Origin of the sequence: Acuticoccus mangrovi (assembly GCF_016411865.1) — a bacterium.
In the GTDB taxonomy this organism is placed as follows: Bacteria; Pseudomonadota; Alphaproteobacteria; order Rhizobiales; family Amorphaceae; genus Acuticoccus; species Acuticoccus mangrovi.
The window spans coordinates 1-19,377 of the sequence record NZ_JAEKJA010000044.1; the positions used below are offsets into that span (position 1 = coordinate 1).

Sequence of the window (19,377 nt, forward strand, 5' to 3'; positions counted from 1 at the left end):
TCCTTTGTGCCTCGAAGTGGCTGAAGAAGCATAAGACAAGCTGGTTCCAGTTTCCTTGTCGGCGCGCGTTCCGAGCGGAAGGCCCGCTCCACTTGTCCTGAACGCGCGCCAGCACGCGTCGGGGCGCGGCGCCCGATCGGCTCAGCGGCCGACGCGGTCCATCACGCGCGTCGCCCGCATCAAGGCGTCGCCGAAGACGGAGCGGGCGAGCGCCACGGGGGTGAAGGTCGCCGCCGAGAGCGGACCGATCACCACCGTCTTCTGCCGGCCGAGGGCGGCGAGCGAGGCGCGGGCGACCTTGTCAGGCGCCATCGCGCCGGGGATCGCGCCGCCGCGATAGCCGGCGCGGTGGCCGAACTCGGTGCGCACGGCACCGGGACAGGAGGCGAGGATGTCGATCGGCTCGCCGCTCATCTCGGCGGAGAAGGACTCGGTGAAGGCGAGGATCATCGCCTTCGACGCCGCGTAGGTGGCAAGGCGCGGCACCGGGAAGAAGGCGGTGGAGGAGGCGACGTTGATGAGGCCGGCGCGCCGGTCGGCAAGGTGCGCGCGGGCGAGCATGCCGGGCACCACGCGGTGCACCAGCTCCATCGCCGCCTCGACGTTGACCCGCAGCGCCCGCCGGTGCTCCTCGAAATCGACCTCGAGGAAGGCACCGTAGGCGCCGAGGCCGGCGTTGTTGACGAGAAGGTCGCAGCCGAACCGTTCGGCCGCGTCGGCGACGGCGGCGATGCCCTCGGCCGTCGCGAGATCGGCCGGGACGATCTCGGCGCGGGTGCCGAACTCGGCCTTCAATTCGGCGAGGCGAGCCGCGTCGCGGCCGGTGAGGACGAGGCCCGTCTCCGCCGGCAGGGCGCGGGCGAACGCCTCGCCGATGCCGCCGGTCGCGCCGGTGACGAGGGCCGCTTGCGGATCGGGCCGGGGCGGCCGCTTCAGCTTCTCGCTCATCGTGCCATCCATCATCTTCAGGACACCTATGTCGCACGGCGGCGACGTCGATGCCCAGGGGCGCGGCGAATCGGCCCGCCGCCGCCCGCCGAGGCCGGGTGGCGGGTGTCTGTGGAAGGCCGGCCTATTCGGCGGCCTCCTGGTAGGGCGCCGGGGGCTCGTAGGTGAGGACGGGCTTGCGGGCGCTCTTCGTCTCGTCGAGGCGGCGGCGGGGAGCGAGGCGCGGCGCTTCGGTGAAGCGGGCGGTGTCGCCCTCGCGGGCCGACCGCGCGAGATCGCGCAGGGTGGCGATGAAGAGATCGAGGGAGGGCAGCGATTCCGATTCGGTCGGCTCGATCAGCATCGCCCCGTGCACCACGAGGGGGAAGTACATCGTCATCGGGTGGTAGCCCTCGTCGATCATCGCCTTGGCGAAGTCGAGGGTGGTGATGCCGCTGCCCTTCAGGAAGCTCTCGTCGAACAGCACCTCGTGCATCGCCGGCCGGTCGGGGAAGGAGACGCTCATCACGTCGGCGAGCTGGGCCTTGAGGTAGTTCGCCGCGAGGACGGCGTCCTCGGAGGCCTCCTTCAGCCCGTCGGCGCCGTGGCTCATCATGTAGGCGAGCGCGCGCACGTACATGCCCATCTGGCCGTGGAAGGCGGTAAGGCGGCCGAACGGCATCTCGCCCTCGCCGGCCTCGTCGGCGCGCTCCACGAGGGTGCCGTCGGCGCGCAGGAAGGGCACCGGCGCGAACGGGGCGAGGCGCTCCGACAGGACCACCGGGCCGGAGCCCGGGCCGCCGCCGCCATGCGGGGTGGAGAAGGTCTTGTGCAGGTTGATGTGCATGGCGTCGACGCCGAGGTCGCCCGGCTTCGCCTTGCCGACGATGGCGTTGAAGTTCGCCCCGTCGCCGTAGAAGTAGGCGCCGGCCTCGTGGACGGCGTCGGCGATCGCCTTCACCTCCGGCTCGAACAGGCCGCAGGTGTTGGGGTTCGTCAGCATGATGGCGGCGACGTCGGCGGAGAGCTTCTCCTTGACCGCCTCCACCGACACGGTGCCGTCCTCGCGGGCCTTGATCGATTCCACCTTGTAGCCGAGAGCGGCGGCGGTGGCGGGGTTGGTGCCGTGGGCGCTCTCGGGCACCAGCACCACGTGGCGCGTCTCGCCCTTGGCGGCGATGGCGGCACGGATCGCCATCATGCCGGCGAGCTCGCCGTGGGCGCCGGCCTTGGGCGACAGGGCGACGGCGGTCATCCCGGTCATCGCGCAGAGCCAGTGGGAGAGCTCCTGCATCAGCTCCAGCGCGCCCGGCACCGTGGAGAGGGGCTGCAGCGGGTGGATGTCGGCAAAGCCCGGCAGCCGCGCCATCTTCTCGTTGAGGCGCGGGTTGTGCTTCATGGTGCACGAGCCGAGCGGGTAGAGGCCGAGGTCGATGGCGTAGTTCTGCCGCGACAGGCGCACATAGTGGCGCATGGTCTCGGGCTCGGTGAGGCCGGGCAGATCGATGGGCGTCTTGCGGGCATGGCCGCCGAGGCGGCTCTCGAAGGCGGCCGGCTCCTCGACGTCGACGCCGGTCGTCGCCACGTGGCCGGTCTCGAAGATCAGCGGCTCGTGGATCTCGAGCGCCTTGTTGCCGGTGAACGTGTCGCTCATTTGAGGCCTCCCAGCACTTCGGCGTATTCGGCGATGTCTTCCTCGGTGGTCATCTCGGTGGCGGCGACGACGATGAGGTCGCCCGGCGCGGAGGGGTCGAGGCGCGACACCGGGACGCCGCCGAGGATGTTCCACTCGGCGAGGCGCTCCACCACGCGCTCGGCCTCGCCGGGCACGCGGATGGTGAACTCGTTGAAGAAGGTGTCGTTGAGGACGCTGACGCCCGGGACACGCGCCAGCGCGTCGGCGGTGGCGCAGGCGCGGGCGTGGTTGAGGTGGGCGAGCCGGCTCAGCCCCTTCTCGCCGAGCAGCGTCATGTGGATGGTGAAGGCGAGCGCACAGAGGCCGGAGTTGGTGCAGATGTTCGACGTCGCCTTGTCGCGGCGGATGTGCTGCTCGCGGGTCGACAGGGTGAGGACGTAACCGCGCTTGCCGTCGGCGTCGACGGTCTCGCCGGAGAGGCGGCCGGGCATCTGGCGCACGTGCTTCTTCTTGGTGGCGAAGAGGCCGACATAGGGACCGCCGAAGTTGAGGGCGTTGCCGATCGACTGGCCCTCCCCCACCGCGATGTCGGCCCCGAGCGCCCCCGGCGGCTCGATGGCGCCGAGCGCCACCGCCTCGGTGAACACGGCGACGAGCAGCGCCCCCGCCGCGTGCGCCGCCTCGGCGATGGGCGCGAGGTCGACGAGGTGGCCGTAGAAGGTGGGCGTCTGGACGACGACGCAGGCGACCGTGTCGTCGATCGCCGCGGCGATGTCTTCCGCGTTGGTGGGATCGGCGGGCAGCGCGGCGACCTCGATGCCGGTCGCCACGGTGTCGATCACGTCGCGATATTGCGGGTGGAGGCCGCCGGAGACCACCGCGCGGGTGCGCCGGGTGAGGCGGCTCGCCATCATCACCGCCTCGGCGGTGGCGGTCGAGCCGTCGTACATCGACGCGTTCGCCACCTCCATGCCGGTGAGGCGGGCGACCTGGGTCTGGAACTCGAAGAGGACCTGCAGCGTGCCCTGGCTGATCTCGGCCTGATAGGGGGTGTAGGAGGTCAGGAACTCGGAGCGCTGGATGAGGTGGTCGACGCTCGCCGGCACGTGATGGCGATAGGCGCCGGCGCCGACGAAGAAGGGACCCGCTCCCGCGGCGCGGTTGCGGCCCGCCATCCGCGAGAGGGCGCGCTCGACGCTGATCTCCGAGCGGCCCTTCGGCAGATCCAATAGGCCCTCGACAAGGTGGCCCGCGGGGACATCGGTGAAGAGGTCGTCGACCGTGTCGACGCCGATGCTGCGCAGCATCAACGCCCGATCGTCGGCGGTCAGCGGATGATAACGCATGTCACTCCCATCGCTTCGCCTATCCGGCGGTGTGGTTCACTCACCGCCGCCCCGAAGCGGAGCGGCGTCGGGCGTCAGACGACGAGCTCCTCGAGCGCGTCGTAGTGGACGGTCTCGCCGGCGCCGAAGGCGACCTTGGCGAGACTGTCCGGCTTGAAGCGGATCGCCGAGAGCTCGGCCTCGCTGAAGAAGCGCCGCTCGGTGACGACGGCCGCCGGATCGCGCCACCCCTCGCCGATCGACCCGGCGAGGATCGTGGCGCGGAAGAAGAGATCGACCTGGTGGAAGCCGCTCGCGGAACTGTGGAACTCGTTGAGGAGCACCAGCGGGCCGACCTCGATGGTGAGGCCGGTCTCCTCGTGCACCTCGCGCTTGAGGTTGCTCGGAATGTCGGTCCCCGCCTCGATGCCGCCGCCGGGGGCGCACCACAGATCGCTCCGGCCATCCGGGTACGCGTTGACGAGGAGGAGGCGACCCTCCTCCACGATCACGGCACGGGCGGCGAGGCGGGGGCTCGTCATTCGATGGTCTTCAGGAAGTCGTCGTAGGCGGCCTGCTCCATCAGCGCCTCGACGGCGGCGGCGTCGGCCACCTTGAGCTTGATGAACCAGCCGGCACCCTCGGCTGCCTCGTTGACGAGCTCGGGCTTGTCGTCGAGCGCGCCGTTGATCTCGGTGACCTCGCCGGCGAGCGGCGCGTAGACGTCGGAGGCGGCCTTCACGCTCTCGACCACCGCGAAGGCGTCACCCGGGGCGAGCGTCCGGCCCACGTCGGGCAGCTCGACGAAGGTGATGTCGCCGAGCGCCTCCTGGGCGTGGTCGGTGATGCCGACGGTCGCGATGTCGCCATCGAGCTCGACCCACTCGTGGTCCTTGGTGAAGCGCTTCATGAGGATCCCTTGCGTTTGGTGCGCGATGGCAGGAACGGCAGCTTGGCGACGGTGACGACGACCGGCTTGCCCCGCACCACCGCTGCAATTTCCTGACCAATGGTGGCGTGGGCCGGGTCGACGAGGCCGAAGGCGATGGGCCCGCCCACGGTGGGTCCGACCCCGCCGGAGGTGACGATGCCGGTGGTCGCCCCGTCGACCTGGAGCTCGGCCCCGGCGCGCGCCGGCACGCGGCCGGCCGCGGTGAGGCCCACGCGCTTGCGGGCGGGCCCCTCGGCGAATTCCTGCATGATGCGCGCGTCGCCGATGAAGCCGCCCTCGGTGCGGCGGCGCTTGGGCACGACCCAGCCGATGCCGGCCTCGACCGGGCTGATCTCCTCCGAAAGGTCCTGGCCGTAGAGGCAGAGGCCCGCTTCGAGGCGCAGCGTGTCGCGCGCGCCGAGGCCGACGGGGGACACGCGGCCGTCGCCGACGAGCGCGTCCCACGCGGCGCCGGCGGCGTCCTCGGGAAGCGACACCTCGAAGCCGTCCTCCCCGGTATAGCCGCAGCGCGAGACCATGGCGTCGACGCCGAACGCCTCGGTGAGGACGGCGGTCATGAAGTCCATGGCGGCGATGTCGGCCGCGACGTGCGGGGCGAGGACCGCCTCCGCCGCGGGCCCCTGGAGGGCGATCAGGGCGCGGTCGAGATAGTCGACGGCGACGTCGGGATCGGCGTTCGCCTCGAAGTGGGCGCGGACGGCAGCGCGGCGCGCACCGTTCACCACGAGGCGGAAGTGGTCGCCGAGGCGGGTGATGATGAGGTCGTCCACCACCCCGCCGGCGGCGTTGGTGAGCACGGTGTAGCGGGCGCCGCCGTCGGCGAGGCCGGCGATATCGGACGGGGTGAGGCGCTCGAGCCATGCCGCCGCCGCGCCGGGACGCGTCTCGGTGAGGCGGATCTGACCCATGTGGGAGACGTCGAAGAGGCCGGCGCTCTCGCGCGTCGCCGTGTGCTCGGCGATGATGCCGGCATATTGCAACGGCATCTCGTAGCCCGCGAAGGGCACGAGGCGTGCGCCGGCGGCCTTGTGACGCTCGTAGAGCGGGGTGCGGCGGAGCTCGGCTCCGGTAGCGCAGTCTGCGGGGTCGGACACTCATTCCTCCCAGGGCCACGACAGGACGCCCACGGCGGTGGCCGTGAGTTTGCCCTTCTGTCATGGCACCTGAGAGATTTCCCGGGGACGGACCCCGGCTACTCCTTCGGTGGGCCGCAACTGACAGCGGCCGCTTTCCAGAATGTTCGCCCGTGCGCGGTCCTTTTGCCTGAGAGTTTCCGGGCCGTTGCTCCTTCGGCGCCGCCTAAGCGGTCTCTCCCGCGCACGCTGCCGAAGATAGATGGGCGGGCCCTCGTGTCAAGACGGAGCACGCCGCCTCGCACAGCCCGCCCGGTCGGCGCTCAGCCGTCGAAGCCGACGATGATCTCGGCGTTGCCGGGATCGGCGATCTTCACGTTCTCCTCGACGTAGGCCCACGGGGCGGAGGCGCCCTCGACCTTGACCGACACGTTGTGGACCCGGCTGTAGGTCACCGTGTCGCCCTCGCGGACGGCCATGCGCAACGGCAGCTCCACGGTGCCGGCCTCACCGCGCGGGCCGAGCACCACGCGCCCCGACACGCCGATGCGGGTGACGATGCCGCCGCCCTCGCCGTTGGCGCACTCGCGGGCGGTGCGCGTGATGCTCGCCTGCCAGCGCAGCTTGCTGCCGTCGGTGTCCGATTCGTCGCCGCGCCGCAGCACCTCGGTCTGCGGCTGAATGCGCACCCGCGGACAGACGGCGGGCGAGGCGTCGATGCTGACGGACGTCGGCTCCTGGTTGGTGCCGCGGAAGAACGTGCCGACCGCCGACGTCGCCGACGGACCGCCCGCGGCCGAGCCGCTGCCGCCGCAGCCGGCGAGCGTCACCGCCAATGCGACGAGGCCGAGGGCGATCGTCGACCGCCTCCCCGTTGCCTGCATCGCGCGTTCACTGCATCTCTGTGCACCGCCACGAGACCCCATAGAAGGCGCTCCTTGACTTACTCCACTCGCCCACCTCTATGACTGAGAGGCGCAGCAATGCAACGTGGAGAACACCGCGATGGCGGACCGCCCCGCACTGAAGGTAATCCTATGCGCCCCCCGAGGCTTCTGCGCTGGGGTGGACCGGGCGATCCAGATCGTCGAGCTGGCGCTCGAGCGTTACGGCGCGCCGGTCTATGTCCGTCACGAGATCGTGCACAATCGCTTCGTCGTCACGTCGCTGGAGGAGAAGGGCGCGGTGTTCGTGGAGGAGCTCGACGAGATCGAGGAGGACGGGCGGCCGGTGATCTTCTCCGCCCACGGCGTGCCGAAGGAGGTGACGCGCGAGGCCGAGGCGCGCGATTTCTTCTACGTCGACGCCACCTGTCCGCTCGTCTCCAAGGTACACAAGGAAGCGCAGATCCACCACAAGCGCGGCCACCACATCCTGCTCATCGGCCATCGCGGCCATCCGGAGGTGGTGGGCACCATCGGCCAGCTGCCCGACGGCGCGGTGACGCTGATCGAGACGGTGCGTGACGTCGCCGCACTTGCGGTCGACGACCCGACGCGGCTCGCCTGGATCAGCCAGACGACGCTGTCGGTGGACGATACGCGCGACATCGTCGCCGCCCTCACCGAGCGCTTCCCCGCCATCGTCGGGCCGCACAAGAACGACATCTGCTACGCCACCACCAACCGCCAGGAGGCGGTCAAGGCGGTGGCGCCGCGGTGCGACGCGATGATCATCGTCGGGGCGCCCAACTCGTCCAACTCGCAGCGGCTGCGCGAGACGGCGGAGCGGTCCGGCTGCCGACGGGCCGACCTCATCCAGCGGGCGCACGAGATCGACGTCGCCTCCTACGACGGCATCGCCACGCTCGGCGTCACCGCGGGCGCCTCGGCCCCGGAACAGCTCGTGGAGGAAGTGCTCGACGCCTTCGCCACGCGCTTCACCGTCGCCGTCGAGACCGCCCGAACCACCGACGAGACCATTTCGTTCGCCCTGCCCCGCCGGCTGCGCGAGGACGCTCCCCCGGCCGCCCCCGCGCGCGCCGGCGCGTTCGAGACGCTGTAGCCCGCGACCGTGGCGGTCTACACGGCGGTCGACGACGCCGCGCTCGAGGTCTTCCTCGCCGACTACGACATCGGCGAACTGCTGTCGGCGAAGGGCATCGCCGAGGGTGTCGAGAACTCCAACTATCTGCTGCGCACCACCGGCGGCATCTTCATCCTGACGCTCTACGAGCAGCGCGTCGCGGTGGAGGACCTGCCGTTCTTCCTCGGCCTCCTCGCCCACTGCGCGGCGAAGGGGTTCAAGGCGCCCGAGCCCGTCGCCCGGCGCGACGGGGCGCTGCTGTCGACGCTGTGCGGGCGGTCGGCGGCGATCGTGACCTTCCTCGACGGGATTTCCACGCGCCGCCCCTCCCCGACCCACTGCGCCGAGGTGGGGCGCGGGCTCGCCGAGCTTCACCTCGCGACGGTCGACTTCCCGCTGCGCCGCGCCAACGCCCTCGGCATCGACGCCTGGGCGCCGCTCTTCGCCGCCTCCGCCGAGGACGCCGACGGGGTCATCCCCGGCATGCGGGCGATGGTGGACGAGGAGCTGACGATGCTCACCGAGTGCTGGCCGCGCACGCTGCCCGACGGGGTGATCCACGCCGATCTCTTCCCCGACAACGTGTTCTTCATCGGGCGTGCGCTGTCGGGCTTCATCGATTTCTACTTCGCCTGCAACGAGCTCCTCGCCTACGACATCGCCATCTGCCTCAACGCCTGGTGCTTCGAGGACGACGGGGCGTTCAACGTGACGAAGGCGCGGGCGCTGACGCTCGGCTACGCGGCGCGGCGCCCGCTGTCGACGGCGGAGGTGACGGCGCTGCCGATCCTCGCCCGCGGCGCGGCGCTGCGCTTCTGCCTGACGCGGCTGCACGACTGGCTGCGGGTGCCGAAGAACGCGCTGGTGACGCCGAAGGACCCGGCGCCCTATTTCGAGCGCCTGCGCTTCCACCAGCGCGTCCGCTCCCCGGCCGAATACGGCATCGAGCTGCAGGACTGAGGCGGCGGCGGGGTCGAGCCGCGCACGGCGGCGGAGCCGGCTGCGACGCGGCTCGCGGCGGGGCGGCTGGCTGCGGGGGTGCCGAGCGTGGGGGCGCTGAGCATGCGGGTGAGCTTGGCGCGGGGGCGATGCGTCGGCGACCCCGTGTCGTGGCGGCGCGGGCTGGATGGCGGCGTGTCGCACCACGACGGCCGCCCCGCGCGGCGTCGGACGCGGCAGCGCGATCGTCGAGTTCGGCTTCAGAGGCGCGCCACTGCGACCGGACAGCACCGGGCGTGAGGGGCGACGGCATGTGAGCGCGACGATCCGGCCCGAGAGTGCGACCGGCATGGCTCGGCGAGAGGCGCACCGCCGCGATCTAACCGCGCGCGACGTGGGGGCGTGACGCACGGGCGGCGTAGTCTGACCTCGCAGTGCGACCGGCGACCCTCGAGGCACAGGCATGCCGCCGCGGCCGTACCATGCGCAGCGTGCGAGGCCATGGCGCACGGGCGATGCGACCTCGTGCAGGGCCTAACCGGCGAGGCTCGGCGCAGAGGCACGCCGCCGCGATTTGACCGCGCGGCGTGGGGGCGCAACGCACGGGCGATGCGGTCTGGCCGCGCGGCACGACAGGTGGCTCGAGGCACAGGCATGCCGCCGCGATCGAATCGAGCCGGCGGCAGGCGTGCGTGAGTCGGTGGCTCGGTTGGCGTATCGAGGCGGAGCCTGCCGGCTTGGTCGGCGACAATCCCACGCGGGCGATGAAGCAACGCGCGGTGGCGGGAGTGGCCGCCGACCCATGCGGATCGCCGGTCGGACGATGCGGTGCCGCGGACAGTTCCCGAAGGACGATGGTGTCCGCCGCACCGACCGCGTCATGCCGCGGACGGAGTACGGAGCCGGAACCTCGGCGTTCGTGGCCCCTGCGTCGAAGCGCGGCACGTCGGACGGAGCGGCATGGCGGACGTAGACCGCGTCGCAGGACCTCGAACCGGCCACCACCGAACCACGTGGCGGATGGCTCGCACAACAGTGATCGTCGGCGTACGGCCGAGCCTCGAGTGCACAGACAGTGCACAGACGCTGCGCCCCGCCGCCTTGCGCGGAGGGCCGTGCGGCGTCTATGACCGCCGCAACCCCGGGTCGCCGACGAGGCTCGCGGCGTTCGCCTCAACGATCTCCCGGACAATCATGGCCAGTTCACCGCCTTCAGCGGATCGCTCCCGCCCCGTCGTGATCTATACTGACGGGGCCTGCAGCGGAAATCCCGGCCCCGGCGGCTGGGGCGCGATCCTGAGCTATGGGAATCGCACCAAGGAGCTCCATGGCGGCGAGCCGCACACCACCAACAACCGCATGGAGCTGACCGCGGCGATCCGCGCGCTCGAGGCGTTGAAGCGCCCGGTGAGCATCGACCTCTACACCGATTCCCAATATGTGCGGCAGGGCATCACCGAGTGGCTCGGCGGGTGGAAGGCGCGGGGCTGGCGCACGGCGAGCAAGCAGCCGGTGAAGAACGACGATCTGTGGCGTGTCCTCGATGCGCTCGCCGCCCGCCACGACGTGCGCTGGCACTGGGTGAAGGGCCATGCCGGCCACCCGATGAACGAGCGGGCGGACGAGCTCGCCCGTCAGGGTATCGCCATGGTGCGAGGCGATCCTTCGCCTGGCGAGGCGGCGGACTGAGGCGCAAGGCGGCGGCAGGGACGCGGATACGCGGGTGGCGCTACCAGCCCCCGCTTTCCACGTGCTCGAACGCGTTCTCGAGATATTCGATCGCCCCACCCGGCCAGACGAGCGCGATGTCGTAGCGCTGGCAGTAGCCGGCATAGACGGGGTGGGCCGCAAGCCACTCGTCGGCGGCGGCCGAGATGCGCGCCTGCTTGCGCCAGTCGAGCGCATCGAGCCCGTCCCACCCCCGCCGGCGTGCCTTGACCTCCACGAAAGCGACGGTGTCGTCCCGCTGAGCCACGAGATCGATCTCGCCGGAGCGGCCCTTGAAGCGCTGCCGCAGAATGGCGTAGCCGCCGGCGCGCAGAAAATGGGCGGCATCGCGCTCCGCGGCGAGGCCGAAGTCGTAGGAGCGGCGACGCTCGGCGGATGTGCGCCGGCTCCGCCCCGCGGGGACCGGGAAGAACGGCGCCGCCCGGCCGACACCGAGAGGAACTGTGACCACACCGCTTGCTGCAACCATGAGACGACCCTCTATTCCTCTTATAGTTGCATATTCACAACCAGAGGTCAAGAGCCTCCCCCGGGAGTCTCGACCCGCGCGCCGACCTCCGCCCGCACCTCCGCGGCGTGGCGGACCACGGCGTCGGGGTCGACGGTCGTGGTGAAGAGCGCCGCGATCGGCTCCCTGGCGGCCTGGGTGGCGAGCTGGGTGGCAGGCTGGGCGCCGGGCTCGACGAGGGGCTTGGTGCGCGGCAGCGGGGCGCGGCCGCCGCCCACCACCGTGCCCGACAGCGGCGTCGGACGAGTGTCGTCGGCGCCGCCGATCGAGATCGGAATCGGCACGATCGCGCGCGACGGGCCGAGATAGCCGAGCGGGCGCTCGGGCGGCGGATCGCCGAGCGGCACGGCGAAGGCGGCAATCCGCAGCGGGTTCGCCCACGGGCGGCCGGGGGAGGTCCGCCAGTCGTCCGGGGCGAAGTCGGCCCGCGCCATCATCGTCGCCTCGGCGTCGTCGCGGGCCGGTCGGGGCGGCGGGGCGACGAGTGCCGCCGCCCGGGCCCAGCCCTCGGGCACCAGCGCCTCGCCTGCGTAGGCGCGCACCGGCGTGTCGGCGGCGAGGACGAGGCTTTCGCCGACGGCCGCGGCGTCCGGCGCGGACCCCGCTCCGCTCGCAGCGTCACCCGGCGCCTCGCTCACCACCCCGGCGGCGGCCTCGCCCATCACCTCGTTCGCGGCCGTCGCGGTGGGGAGCGGCGGCAGGTCGCGTGGGGCGGCGAGGCGCTCGGCGCGCAGCCGGGCGCGGCGGGCGGCCTCGGCGCGGTAGTCGTTCGCCGCGCCGCGCTGGGCCTCGAGCTCGGCGAGGCTCGACACCGTGCCGTCGTCGTAGCGGGTGATCGGGCGCCGCGCGCCGCACACCTCGTCGCGCCGGTTCGCCACCGTCGCCTCCGGCCGCGGCGCAAGCTCCTCCACCGTGCCGAGGGAAGGCCGCTCGCCGGTGACCGCGGCGTAGGCGAGGCCGCCGTCGGGGTCGTCGAAGCCGTCGAGGGCGACGACGCCGCCATTCTGAAGGCTCTGGAACCCCTTTTCGAGAAGCTCGGCGGTGCGCTGGTCGCGCTCCAGCACCGTGAGCCCGCCGAGCACCACCGCGCCGAGACGCGTCTTCCCCCGCGTGACCGTCGCCGCGAGGTTGAAGCCGGAGGCGCAGATGAAGCCCGTCTTCATCCCGTCGGCCCCCTTCACGCGGCGGATCAGCCCGTTGTGGTTGCGCAGCAGGCGCTTGCCGAGCTGCACGCCACCCATGTCGAAGAAGTCGGCCCGGTCGGGATAGTCCTCGGCGAGCGCCATCATCAGGACCGCGATGTCGCGCGCGCTCGTGATCTGCTTGGCGTTCGGCAGGCCGTGCGGATTGTCGTAGCTCGTCGTCGACATGCCGAGCTTCGCCGCCGCCGCGTTCATCCGGTCGACGAAGCCCCCTTGGGTGCCGCCGACCGCCTCGGCGAGCGCCACCGACACGTCGTTGGCCGACTTCGTCAGGATGATGCGCAGCGCCGTCTCCACCGTGATGACGGTGCCGATGGCGAAGCCCATCTTGCTCGGCGGCTGCTGGCTCGCCTGGGGCGAGATGCGCACCGGCGAGGTCATCGCGAGGCGCCCCTCGCGGATCGCCTCGAAGGTGACGTAGGCCGTCATCAGCTTGGTGATCGAGGCCGGGTACCATGGCCGCGTCGCCTCGTATTCGGCGAGCACCGTGCCGTCGGCCATGTCGAAGAGAAGATAGGCGCCGACCTCGGCCCGCGCCGGAGCGCTCGCCGCGCACACGAGCATCGCGCCGGCCGCACCGATGATCGCCGCGCCTGCGACGCGCATGGTGGTCGTGCCGATCGCGCGGCCGATCGCCGCGACCGCGAGGGCACCGCACCATCGCCGAGAACGTCTAACCAAAACCGTCGGCTCCTGCGTTCAGGTATCGGGCTGAGGGGGCGGAGCAAGGAGCATTCGACGCGCCCCGCCGGTTGGCCTAGAACCCCCTCGAGCGGACCGTCCCCAGCATCGCCGACGATCCGTGCCAGCGGAAGGATAGCATAAGGTCATGGGCCCGGTTCAGCAACGCCTCGCCACCGTCCTCAACGAGCGTTTCGCCCCACGGCGGCTCGACATCGTGGACGAGTCCCACCTCCATGCCGGCCACATGGGCGCCCGCCCCGAGGGCGAGACCCATTTCCGCGTGACGATCGCGGCCGACGCCTTCCGCGGCACCACCCGCCTCGCCCGCCATCGCATGGTGAACGAGGCGGCGGCCGACCTCCTCGCCGGCCCGATCCACGCCCTCGCCATCAAGGCCGAGGTGCCGGACGCCGGCTGAGCAAGGCGGCGCGCCCGCCTCGCGTCCCCCACGCATCGCGTCCCGCACAGGCCGGACCGTCGCGCCCGGCCGTCCGCCGGCCGTCCGTCAGACCTCGAACGGCTTGCCGATCTCCGGCAGCACCACCTTCGAGGCCGTCTCGCCCAAGGCGGCGAGGAAGGTGTCGGGCGTCTGATCGAGCAGCGGGAAGGTGCCGAAGTGGCACGGCACGATCGCCCCGAAGTCGAAATAGCGGTTGCACGCGAGCGCCGCCTGCTTGCCGCCCATGGTGAAGCGGTCGCCGATCGGCACCAGCCCCACCGCGGGCGCGTAGAGCTCGTTGACGAGGGCCATGTCGCCGAAGATGCCGGTGTCGCCCATGGCGTAGAGCACCTTGTCGTCCTTCGGCGTGATGACGAGGCCGAGCGGGTTGCCGAGATAGACCACCGTGCCGGTGGCGCGCGACGCGGAGGAGTGCAGCGCGTTGACGAAGGAGACGGTGAACGTGCCGCAATCGACGGTGCCGCCGTGATTGCCGGGGTTCATGTTGCCCGCCCCCTGCTCGGCGAGATATTGGCAGACCTCGAAGGCGCCGACGATCTGGGCGTTGTTGGTCTTGCCGATCGCCGCGGCGTCGCCGATGTGATCGTCGTGCCCATGGGTGAGGAGGACGTGCGTGACGCCCTCGGCGGGACCCTCCCAGTCGCCGTCCCACTTGGGATTGGCGGTGAGGAACGGGTCGATCAGGAGCCGGGTGTCGCCGAACTCCACACGAAAGGCCGAATGGCCGTACCACGTGAGGCGCATAGTCTCTCCATCGGATGTCCGATCTTGCGGGGCCCAACAACCACCTCAGAGGGGATGGTGGCAAGGTGAAGCTCGGGTGAAGCTCAGCCGAGGGCGCCGAGCGCCCGCTCCACCACCTTCTTCATCAGCGTCGGAAGGCCGGCCGCGGCGGGCGCCTGCCAGGTGCCGCCCGTCGGGGTGGCCGCCCCCTCCCCCACCTCGGCGACGAAGACGTCGAGGGTGAGCGTCGCGTGGGTGAAGACGTGGGTGACGCCGCCCGCCGGGCGCCAGGGCGCGCCGAAGGGGGCGTGCGCGAAGGGGTCGGCCGGCGCATCCCCCCACGGCGAGCCCCACGCCTCGCTCATGCCGCCGAGGAGGCCGCGCTCGGGCCGGCGACGGGTGAGGATCGTCCCGTCGGACCGGACCGGCACGAAGGCGACGCCCTGCCAGACCTTGCGCGGCTTCTTCTCGGCCTTGACGGGGTAGCGGGTCGGCTCGCCCTCGGTCCGGGCGGCGCAGGGCTCGGCGATCGGGCAGAGGGCGCAGACGGGGTTGCGCGGCGTGCAGATCGTCGCGCCGAGGTCCATCATCGCCTGGGCGAAGTCGCCGGCGCGCTCGGTGAGCATCGCCGCCACGCTCGCCTCCACCTCGCGCCGCGCGCTCTTCGGCGGCACGGGAAGGGCGAGGAGGCGGGCGACGACGCGTTCGACGTTGCCGTCGACCACCACGGCGGTCTCGCCGAAGGCGATGGCGGCGATCGCCGCCGAGGTGTAGTCGCCGACGCCCGGCAGTGCGCGAAGCCCCTCGCGCGTCGTCGGGAAGGCGCCGCGCGCCGCCACCGCGCGGGCGCAGGCGAGGAGGTTGCGGGCGCGCGCGTAGTAGCCGAGCCCCGCCCAGGCGGCCATCACGTCGCCGTCCTCAGCGCCGGCGAGATCCACCACGGTGGGCCAGCGCCGGGTGAAGCGCTCGAAATAGGGGATCACCGCGGCGACGGTGGTCTGCTGCAGCATGATTTCGGAAAGCCACACGCGGTAGGGGTCGGCGCGCCCCTCCACCACGCGCCAGGGCAGCGCCCGGCGGTGCCGGTCGTACCAGCTCAGGAGCGCCGCCCCGTCGGCGGGCCCCGGCGTCCTGACCGCGGATCGGGTGCGCACCGCGTCCGGCCGGGCGCGGGCGGGAGCGCCCGGAGCGGCCGACGGTGGTTCGGATGGGGGCTCGGATGGGGGCTCGGATGGGGGCTCCGGCGTGGCCCCGGAGGGCTCGGCCGGGATCGCGTCCTCGCCTGGGATCGCCTCCTCGCCGGGGGTCGCGTCCTCGCCGGCGGCCGCCCCGGGCGACGTCGCGGGCGCGGACGCCGACGGCTTGCGGCGGCGGGGCTTCGCGGGGCCCGGCGCCGCCGTGCTCGGCGTCGGGATGCTCGGCATCGGGGTGGCCGGCATCGGGGTGGCCGGCTTCCGAGTGGCGGGCGGCGGGGTGGCCGGAGTGGTCGGCGGGGTCGCGGCAGTCTCCGTGGCTCTCGGCGTCGGGGCGGCGGGGCCGACGCGGCGGGCCGCGGGCGGCCGCGGCAGCGCCGGTGCCGGTGCTGGTGCCGGTGCTGGTGCCGGCGCGGCGGCGAGCGGCCGACGCCCTCGCCGCACGCGGCGGCGGTCCCGGCGGAGAGCGGCGCGGCGGGAGGGGGTGAGCGTCTTCATGGATCGGACCGGAGCAACTTCCCGCGCCGCGCGCAACTCATCCCTCGCCCCGCGGACGGCACCGTCCCCGATCTTCCACCGCCCGTCGCAAGCGCGCATTTTGGCGTTGCGTGCGAGCCCCTGTTGGAGGAGAGGATGGGGGCCATGACATCCACCTCGCGCTCCTCGCCCTGCGATCCCGTGACGGTTCACCGCGCGCACGGCCCCCGGCCGCTCGCCGAGATGATCGGCTCCCTGGTGAGCCCGGCGTGCCGATCACGCGGCGTCGCCAACGCCGCGCTGCTCCTCGATCCGGTGGAGATCTTCGGCGAGCGCTTCGCCCGGGGCGCGGCCATCGAGCGCATCGTGTGGCCGAAGAGCGAGGGACGCAGCTACGGCGCGACCCTCGTCATCCGGGCGGAGGCCTCGTGCGCCCTGTCGATCCAGCACGTGGCGCCGCAGATCGTGGAGCGGGCCAACATCCTGATCGGCTGGCCCGCCATCGCCCGCATCCGCGTGACGCAGACCCGCGGATGGAGGGCGCGACGCGCCTCCCGCCTCACCCCCGTCGCCGAAACCCCACCGCCCGCCGACCCCGCCGCCATCGAAGCGATGGCCGCCGAAATCGACGGCGTCGCCCACCAAGATTTGAAGCGCGCCCTGTCGCGATTGGGGGTCAGCGTTCGGCGGCGCAGTTTGAGCAAGGCGCGAAAGGCCCCATAAGAGGGCGAGTGACACAGCGAGGTTTCCCAGAATGATCACCCGCCGCACATTCGCCGCGATGGCGATGGCGCTGCCCTTGGCCGGCACGGCTCTCGTCGGCTCCGCCCGAGCTGCCGACCCGCTGCCCGACAAGGTCCTCGGCTCCGAGGACGCTCCGGTGGAGATCATCGAGTATGCGTCGATGACCTGCCCCCACTGCGCCAACTTCCACGAGACCACCTTCCCGGCGCTCAAGAAGGAATATATCGACACCGGCAAGGTGAAGTTCGTCCTGCGCGAGTTTCCGTTCGACCCGCTCGCCGCCGCCGTGTTCATGATCGCCAACTGCTCGGGCGACCGCTACTACGACGTCGTCGACCTGTTCTTCGAGAAGCAGCGCGAGTGGGCCGTGCGCGACGGCGCGCTGGGCAAGATCCGCAGCCTCGCGATGCAGACCGGCATGACGAACCAGGAGTTCGAGGCCTGCTTAACCAATCAGCAACTTCTCGACGGCATCAATGCGGTGAAGGACAACGGCTACGAAAGCCTCGGGGTCACCGCCACGCCGACATTCTTCATCGACGGCGAAAAGCTCGAGGGCGACCGCAGTATCAACGCTTTCCGTGAGTTGATCGACTCCAAGCTCGACTCATAGGGCGAATCGGTATGAGGCGGAGCTATGAAGTTCGACAAGCTTCGCCTCACCGGCTTCAAATCGTTCGTCGACCCGACGGACGTGCTGATCGAGCCCGGCCTCACCGGTGTCGTGGGGCCGAACGGCTGCGGCAAGTCGAACCTCGTCGAAGCCCTCCGCTGGGTGATGGGCGAGGCCTCCTATAAGTCGGTGCGCGGCTCGTCGATGGACGACGTGATCTTCGCCGGCTCCGGCCGGCGCCCGACGCGCGACACGGCCGAAGTCTCGCTTGTCCTCGACAACGCCGACCGCTCCGCCCCCGCCGAACTCAACACCGCCGACCATCTGGAGGTGACGCGCCGCATCACCCGCGGCGTCGGCTCCGACTATCGCGTCAACGGTAAGCTGGTGCGCGCCCGCGACGTGCAGCTCCTCTTCGCCGACGCCGCCACCGGGTCGCGCTCGCCCTCGATGGTGCGCCAGGGGCAGGTCGCCGAGCTGATCGCGGCGAAGCCCACCGACCGACGCAACATCCTCGAAGAGGCCGCCGGCATCTCCGGCCTCAGGGCGCGCAAGCACGAGGCGACGCTGAAGCTCAACGCCGCCGAGCAGAACCTCTCCCGCGTCGACGACGTGGCGGGCGAGGTGGAGCGGCAGGTGGAGAACCTGAAGCGCCAGGCCCGCCAGGCGAACCGCTACCGCAACCTGTCCGTCGAGATCCGCACGCTCGAGGCGACCGTCCACCATCTGCGCTGGATGGAGGCGCGGGCGGCCGTGGCGGAGGCCGACACGAGCCTCACCGCTGCACGCACCGCGATGACGGAGGCCGCCGCCCACCAGACCCGCACCGCCACCGAGCAGGTCGTCGCCGAGCACGCGATGCCGCCGCTGCGCGAGGCGGAGGCCGCCGCCTCGGCGGCGCGGCAGCGGATCGCCGCGGCGATCACCGCGCTCGACGTGAAGGACAAGGAGCTCGCCGACAAGATCGCCGGGCTGAAGACCCAGGTGGAGGCGCTGGAAAAGGACCTCGCGCGGCAGGACGGCGCCAAGGCCGACGCCGCCCGCTGGGTCGAGCGGCTGACCGGCGAGCGCGCCGACCTCACCCGCGCCAACGAGGGGGCCGACGCGCGGATCGCCGCTTTGGAGGCGACGGCGAGCGCCGCCGCCGAGGCGACCCGCGCCGCCGAGGAGACCGCCACCGCCGCGACGGAGCGCGCCGCCACCGTGCTCGCCGCCCGCGCCGCCGCCGACAAGGACCATGCCCGGGCGACCGCCGAGGCCGCCCGCGCCCGCGGCGAGGCCGAGCGCATCGCCGGCCAGCTCGCCGCCGCGCGTCAGAGCGACGCGATGCGCCAGCGCGAGGCCGCGGCCGCCGCCCTCGCCTCCGCCGAGGCCCGTGAGAGCGAGGCGTCCGACGCTCTCACCGCCGCCGAGGCCGCGCTCCCCGAGCTCAAGACCGCCGACGCCGCCGCCCGCGAGGCGTTGGCGGAAGCGCGCTCCGACGTCGCCGGATGCGAGACGGAGGCGCGGGCGCTCGAACGCCTGACGACGATGCTGACGAAGTCGGGCGACGCCGTGCTCGAAGCCTGCCGCGTCGCCGAGGGCTACGAGAAGGCGTTCGCCGCCGCCTTGGGGGACGACCTTCAGGCCCCCGTCTCCGACACGGCGGCGCTGCGCTGGACGACGAACCCCGGCGCCGACGGCGGCCTGCCGGCGGGCGTCGACCCGCTCGCCGCCCACGTCGCGGCGCCCGACGCGCTCGCCCGTCGCCTCGCCCAGATCGGCGTGGTGGCGGACGCGGACGGGCCGCGCCTTCAGAAGACGCTGAAGGCCGGGCAGCGGCTGGTGTCGCGCGCCGGCGCGCTGTGGCGCTGGGACGGCTACGCCTCGAACGCCGGCGCGCCGAGCGCCGCCGCCGAGCGCCTCGCCCAGAAGAACCGCCTCGCCGCGCTGACGGCCGAGCTCGAGACGCTGCGGCCGCGCCGCGACGCCGCCGACGCGAGGGTCGCCGAGACCGCCGCCGCACTGAAGGAGGCGACCGCTCGCGAGGCCGCCGCGCGGCAGGCGCTCTCCGCCGCGCGCAAGGCCGGCGGCGAGGCCCGCTCCCGCCTCTCCGCCGCCGACGCCAAGGCGCGCGAGGCCGAGGCCGCCGAGACGCGCCTCGCCGCGGCGCTCGACGCCGCCGAGGC

18 protein-coding genes and 2 riboswitches are annotated in these 19,377 nt (G+C 72.3%); of the genes, 7 read left to right on the forward strand and 11 right to left on the reverse strand.

The features are described from left to right. Positions 1-141: 141 nt before the first annotated feature. The 7 genes from JCR33_RS24325 to JCR33_RS24355 form a co-directional block, all read right to left on the reverse strand. The gene (locus JCR33_RS24325) at positions 142-948 is read right to left on the reverse strand and encodes an SDR family NAD(P)-dependent oxidoreductase (protein ID WP_198884746.1); all 807 of its coding nucleotides are present in this window, start codon (positions 946-948) and stop codon (positions 142-144) included. Between the two features lie 124 nt (positions 949-1,072). Next, positions 1,073-2,581, reverse strand: coding sequence for an aminomethyl-transferring glycine dehydrogenase subunit GcvPB (gene gcvPB, locus JCR33_RS24330; protein ID WP_198884747.1), 1,509 nt, complete (start codon positions 2,579-2,581; stop codon positions 1,073-1,075). Further along, positions 2,578-3,909, reverse strand: a complete 1,332-nt coding sequence (gcvPA, locus tag JCR33_RS24335; protein WP_198884748.1) for an aminomethyl-transferring glycine dehydrogenase subunit GcvPA — start codon at positions 3,907-3,909, stop codon at positions 2,578-2,580. Before gcvPA ends, gcvPB begins: the two co-directional genes overlap by 4 nt. Before the next feature lie 74 nt (positions 3,910-3,983). Further along, entirely contained in the window at positions 3,984-4,430 is a 447-nt protein-coding gene (locus JCR33_RS24340) for an NUDIX domain-containing protein (RefSeq protein WP_198884749.1), read from the reverse strand. After that, on the reverse strand, positions 4,427-4,798 hold the full coding sequence (gcvH, locus tag JCR33_RS24345; RefSeq protein WP_198884750.1) for a glycine cleavage system protein GcvH: 372 nt from the start codon (positions 4,796-4,798) through the stop codon (positions 4,427-4,429). Before gcvH ends, JCR33_RS24340 begins: the two co-directional genes overlap by 4 nt. Then, on the reverse strand, positions 4,795-5,934 hold the full coding sequence (gene gcvT, locus JCR33_RS24350) for a glycine cleavage system aminomethyltransferase GcvT (RefSeq protein WP_198884751.1): 1,140 nt from the start codon (positions 5,932-5,934) through the stop codon (positions 4,795-4,797). The genes gcvH and gcvT overlap by 4 nt, the downstream gene beginning before the upstream one ends. A gap of 47 nt (positions 5,935-5,981) precedes the next feature. Beyond that, positions 5,982-6,081: riboswitch (glycine riboswitch) on the reverse strand. Further along, positions 6,082-6,166: riboswitch (glycine riboswitch) on the reverse strand. A 70-nt stretch (positions 6,167-6,236) separates the two neighbouring features. Beyond that, positions 6,237-6,797: a hypothetical protein gene (locus JCR33_RS24355; protein WP_198884752.1), complete on the reverse strand. Its 561-nt coding sequence runs from the start codon at positions 6,795-6,797 to the stop codon at positions 6,237-6,239. A 121-nt stretch (positions 6,798-6,918) separates the two neighbouring features. Here JCR33_RS24355 and ispH point away from each other — a divergent pair, with 121 nt between their 5' ends. From ispH to rnhA, 3 genes are all read left to right on the forward strand, one after another. Further along, positions 6,919-7,917 (forward strand): 4-hydroxy-3-methylbut-2-enyl diphosphate reductase, encoded by a 999-nt coding sequence (gene ispH, locus JCR33_RS24360; RefSeq protein WP_198884753.1) that lies wholly within the window; start codon positions 6,919-6,921, stop codon positions 7,915-7,917. A 9-nt stretch (positions 7,918-7,926) separates the two neighbouring features. Continuing rightward, a complete protein-coding gene (gene thrB, locus JCR33_RS24365; protein ID WP_198884754.1) occupies positions 7,927-8,898 on the forward strand; it encodes a homoserine kinase in 972 nt (323 codons plus the stop codon). A 1,173-nt stretch (positions 8,899-10,071) separates the two neighbouring features. Next, positions 10,072-10,566 (forward strand): ribonuclease HI, encoded by a 495-nt coding sequence (rnhA, locus tag JCR33_RS24370; protein ID WP_198884755.1) that lies wholly within the window; start codon positions 10,072-10,074, stop codon positions 10,564-10,566. 40 nt (positions 10,567-10,606) lie between these two features. Here the strand turns inward: rnhA and JCR33_RS24375 are convergent, their stop codons facing one another. After that, positions 10,607-11,056, reverse strand: coding sequence for a YraN family protein (locus JCR33_RS24375; RefSeq protein ID WP_198884756.1), 450 nt, complete (start codon positions 11,054-11,056; stop codon positions 10,607-10,609). A gap of 65 nt (positions 11,057-11,121) precedes the next feature. Beyond that, positions 11,122-12,921: a D-alanyl-D-alanine carboxypeptidase family protein gene (locus JCR33_RS24380; protein WP_211110566.1), complete on the reverse strand. Its 1,800-nt coding sequence runs from the start codon at positions 12,919-12,921 to the stop codon at positions 11,122-11,124. A 223-nt stretch (positions 12,922-13,144) separates the two neighbouring features. On the opposite strand from JCR33_RS24380, the gene JCR33_RS24385 reads away from it, so the two are divergent. Continuing rightward, a complete protein-coding gene (locus tag JCR33_RS24385) occupies positions 13,145-13,417 on the forward strand; it encodes a BolA family protein (RefSeq protein ID WP_198884758.1) in 273 nt (90 codons plus the stop codon). Between the two features lie 87 nt (positions 13,418-13,504). Here JCR33_RS24385 and JCR33_RS24390 read toward each other — a convergent pair whose 3' ends face one another. Next, the gene (locus JCR33_RS24390) at positions 13,505-14,203 is read right to left on the reverse strand and encodes a metal-dependent hydrolase (protein ID WP_198884759.1); all 699 of its coding nucleotides are present in this window, start codon (positions 14,201-14,203) and stop codon (positions 13,505-13,507) included. An 83-nt stretch (positions 14,204-14,286) separates the two neighbouring features. Beyond that, entirely contained in the window at positions 14,287-15,336 is a 1,050-nt protein-coding gene (locus JCR33_RS24395; RefSeq protein ID WP_332461265.1) for an A/G-specific adenine glycosylase, read from the reverse strand. A gap of 681 nt (positions 15,337-16,017) precedes the next feature. Between JCR33_RS24395 and JCR33_RS24400 the strand changes: the two genes are divergently transcribed. The 3 genes from JCR33_RS24400 to JCR33_RS24410 form a co-directional block, all read left to right on the forward strand. Continuing rightward, positions 16,018-16,575 (forward strand): DUF721 domain-containing protein, encoded by a 558-nt coding sequence (locus JCR33_RS24400; RefSeq protein ID WP_198884760.1) that lies wholly within the window; start codon positions 16,018-16,020, stop codon positions 16,573-16,575. A gap of 31 nt (positions 16,576-16,606) precedes the next feature. Then, positions 16,607-17,209, forward strand: a complete 603-nt coding sequence (locus JCR33_RS24405) for a DsbA family protein (RefSeq protein ID WP_198884761.1) — start codon at positions 16,607-16,609, stop codon at positions 17,207-17,209. Positions 17,210-17,233: 24 nt separating this feature from the next. Then, a partial coding sequence (locus JCR33_RS24410; protein ID WP_198884762.1) for a chromosome segregation SMC family protein occupies positions 17,234-19,377 on the forward strand: 2,144 nt, incomplete at its 3' end.